The sequence below is a fragment of the Bowmanella dokdonensis genome, assembly GCF_017254865.1.
Taxonomy (GTDB): domain Bacteria; phylum Pseudomonadota; class Gammaproteobacteria; order Enterobacterales; family Alteromonadaceae; genus Bowmanella; species Bowmanella dokdonensis.
On the sequence record NZ_JAFKCV010000051.1, the window covers coordinates 1 to 659 of the forward strand.

Sequence of the window (659 nt, forward strand, 5' to 3'; positions counted from 1 at the left end):
ATGGCAAAAGAAAAGTTTGAACGTAAAAAGCCGCACGTAAACGTGGGCACCATCGGTCACGTAGACCACGGTAAGACCACTTTGACAGCGGCGATCACATCGGTACTGGCGAAGACCTACGGAGGTTCAGCCAAGGCATTCGACCAGATCGACAATGCCCCGGAAGAAAAAGCCCGTGGTATCACCATCTCTACGTCTCACGTAGAGTACGATACCCCTGCTCGCCACTACGCGCACGTAGACTGCCCCGGACACGCTGACTATGTTAAGAACATGATCACGGGAGCAGCGCAGATGGACGGTGCGATTCTGGTAGTAGCGGCCACTGACGGTCCAATGCCACAGACGCGTGAGCACATCCTGCTGGGTCGCCAGGTAGGGGTGCCGTTCATCATCGTATTCATGAACAAATGTGACATGGTTGATGACGAAGAGCTGCTGGAGCTGGTAGAGATGGAAGTGCGTGAACTGCTGTCCACGTATGACTTCCCGGGAGATGACCTGCCGGTTATCCGTGGTTCAGCGCTGAAAGCGCTGGAAGGCGATGCCGAGTGGGAAAAGAAAATCATCGAGCTTGGGGAAGCACTGGATACCTATATTCCAGAGCCAGAGCGTGACATCGACAAGCCGTTCCTGCTGCCAATCGAAGACGTATTCTC

Annotated in this window: 1 protein-coding gene; it reads left to right on the top strand. The window is 54.3% G+C overall.

Annotated features, from left to right (window positions below):
- Positions 1–659, top strand: a 659-nt coding sequence (locus J0A66_RS21485; protein ID WP_206575908.1) for a GTP-binding protein, incomplete at its 3' end; no start/stop codon positions are given.